Genomic DNA, 2,416 nt, shown 5'->3' on the forward strand with positions numbered 1-2,416 from the left:
CCATCTATTAAGAGTGGAAAAGTCTATAAAAAAATTATTAAACAAGGTTACCCAGCTGTTGAATTACTGCAAAATTAGGTTAAAGGGAGGCTTTAGTGTAAAATCATGGGGTTGCTTAGGCAACTTTTCTTCTTATTGAACTAACGAAGCAGTTTAGTTGAAGAAGAGAATGGGAGTTTTTATGTCGCATTTGACAAAAAAATATACAATAAAAAGAGGAATCTTTCTTTAAGATACCTCTTCATTCTGACTATCTTGGCAAAGGACTTAAATGTTCGTGAATCAACAACCAGTCATCCGATTCTTTAACAAATACATTGGTCGCTCTTCCTCGACCACTGGTATATTTACCATTAACATAACCTTCATAAAAATATTTATAGGTACAAGTTAACGATGTTTTAGAAATAAATAGCCATTGTACATCATGAGCTTCATAATTCTCATTTTTTACTAATTCCCATGCATTTTCAAAGTAATCTTGGATGTCATCATGGGTTGTACAGGTTTTGTTACTAAAAAAATATATTGCACTAGGGTGAAGTAACTTTTTAACTTCATCAAAATTGTGGGTATTTGTCGCTTTAATATACTCGTTGAGAATATCCAATTGTTTTCCTCCTTAATAATTGTAGTTTAATAATACCATTTTCTATTCTGTGTGATATTAAGAGTCTTTGTGCGCATTCCGAACATAATGTGTAGTAAAAGAGAAGGTGCTTATTCAACTAAAGGGTGCTTTAGTTATACAAGTGGCTGTCTGTAAGGGTAGCTTTATCTTATTGAACTAACGGGGCAGGTTAGTTCAACAAGATAAACAGAAACGTATCCAAGAAAGGTTGAGAAATAATTATGTCTGAATACATTATCAGTTTAGAAAACGATCCAGATAAAGAAGAAGCTTTTGAAATGACTGGAGACAACATTGCATTAGTACATGTTATGGATAATAGCGGGAATGACATAACGCAGAATTGTAGAGTACAAATTACACTTAGTAAAAATGCTTTACTCGGATTAGGTACTGAGTTAATCCGTTTAGCACATGATGAATATAAAAATGGTAGACATTTTCATTTAGATCCCATAGAAAAAGAATATGTAGTCCAATCTATGGGAATTATGCTTCACCCTGAGAGTTGTGAACTTATATTGGGTTGTGGAGATTTCGACTCATTTACCGAATATACAAAAGAAGAGGTTTAATTGAGATTGTGAAACATTGTACTTAAACTATCGGGTGCTTTAGTTAAAGAACCGGAAACTGCAAAAACAGCACATTCTTCATCTTTATAGTACGAGATACAATCTATGTCAATATGATTTACTCCAATAAAAAAGAACAACAAGTTTTCCTTTTAACCCTATCTATTCTTCCTGTTAAATCTAAACCGCCAAGTGTAAAAAAGAACTGCACCTAACATTACAATTAATAAAGAAATAAATTGTAATTCATAAAAAAGCGTGATCAATACGGCTACTAATATAGCTGGTGCCATAATCACCAGTTTCCTTCTTACTTGCCTATTTTTTAAACTTACTTTAAATCGTTTACTTTCTTTATTTACCATATAATCACCCCTTTATAATATCTATTCGTTACGCCGAAGTTATTTACCTGTTAAATGTAGTTTCTTATTCAACTATCGGGTGCTTTAGCAAAATGCGGCCATCATTTTGATGGTCTATTTTTATGTCCAAAACATTAAGTTGATCTCAGATATGCATTGTGAAATGTTACACTTAAACTAAAGCAGCAGTTTAGTTCAATAAAACTCTTACTATTTATGAAAATAAACGTCTATTGTAATAAGAGTAATAAGAGAAAAGAAAAAATAAGTGAGGAGGATCTAAAGTTTTGGATAAGAGAAAAGTAGGAAACATTTTAGGTATTACATCAATATTACCTGTGATAATAAGTATCATTGTTTTCTATGCACGAAGAGGACCAAACACTGATATTTATTTTATTATCAACATTTTTGGCATATTATCAATTTTTGGTATTTTATTTGCTATATTCTCTTGGAAAATGTCTAGACAACTTATTCTTTTAATTGTCGGCATAATAGGAAATGTATTTGTTTTGGCTGTAGCTTTTCTATTATTATTAGCAATGGGAATTAGCGAACCATAAATCTTATTCAACTAACGGGTGCTTTAGCTAAACAAGACCATTTTTCGATGGTCTATTTTTATGTACAGAACATCAAGTACATCTCAGAAATTCATAGCGAAATGTTACTTAAACTAACACAACAGTTTAGTTGATTAAAAAGGTTCTGTCGAATGTATTGAATAAGTTAATATTTGTAAAATACAAAAGGAAAATCTGCTCCATGATAAATAATAAATATCAATTAACTTGTCAAAAAATTAATATTAATAATCAATAAAAACACCTATTTGATAATAG

At 30.7% G+C, this 2,416-nt stretch carries 4 protein-coding genes; 2 read left to right on the forward strand and 2 right to left on the reverse strand.

Annotation, left to right across the window (positions count from 1 at the left end):
- Nucleotides 1–250: 250 nt before the first annotated feature.
- Nucleotides 251–610 carry a DUF4440 domain-containing protein gene (locus AN959_RS20265; protein ID WP_056833431.1) on the reverse strand — a complete coding sequence of 120 codons (360 nt, stop codon included), beginning with the start codon at nt 608–610 and terminating at the stop codon, nt 251–253.
- Between the two features lie 242 nt (nt 611–852).
- Here AN959_RS20265 and AN959_RS20270 point away from each other — a divergent pair, with 242 nt between their 5' ends.
- A complete protein-coding gene (locus AN959_RS20270) occupies nt 853–1,206 on the forward strand; it encodes a hypothetical protein (protein WP_056833433.1) in 354 nt (117 codons plus the stop codon).
- Nucleotides 1,207–1,364: 158 nt separating this feature from the next.
- Here the strand turns inward: AN959_RS20270 and AN959_RS20275 are convergent, their stop codons facing one another.
- On the reverse strand, nt 1,365–1,571 hold the full coding sequence (locus AN959_RS20275) for a hypothetical protein (RefSeq protein ID WP_056833435.1): 207 nt from the start codon (nt 1,569–1,571) through the stop codon (nt 1,365–1,367).
- Nucleotides 1,572–1,858: 287 nt separating this feature from the next.
- Between AN959_RS20275 and AN959_RS20280 the strand changes: the two genes are divergently transcribed.
- Nucleotides 1,859–2,137: a hypothetical protein gene (locus tag AN959_RS20280; RefSeq protein ID WP_056833437.1), complete on the forward strand. Its 279-nt coding sequence runs from the start codon at nt 1,859–1,861 to the stop codon at nt 2,135–2,137.
- Nucleotides 2,138–2,416 lie beyond the last annotated feature (279 nt).

The sequence above is a fragment of the Psychrobacillus sp. FJAT-21963 genome, assembly GCF_001420585.1.
In the GTDB taxonomy this organism is placed as follows: Bacteria; Bacillota; Bacilli; order Bacillales_A; family Planococcaceae; genus Psychrobacillus.

Excerpts from the sequence above, each read along its gene's own strand:
- AN959_RS20275 (WP_056833435.1), bottom strand. The coding sequence starts at position 1,571 with ATGGTAAATAAAGAAAGTAAACGATTTAAAGTAAGTTTAAAAAATAGG.
- AN959_RS20270 (WP_056833433.1), top strand. The coding sequence starts at position 853 with ATGTCTGAATACATTATCAGTTTAGAAAACGATCCAGATAAAGAAGAA.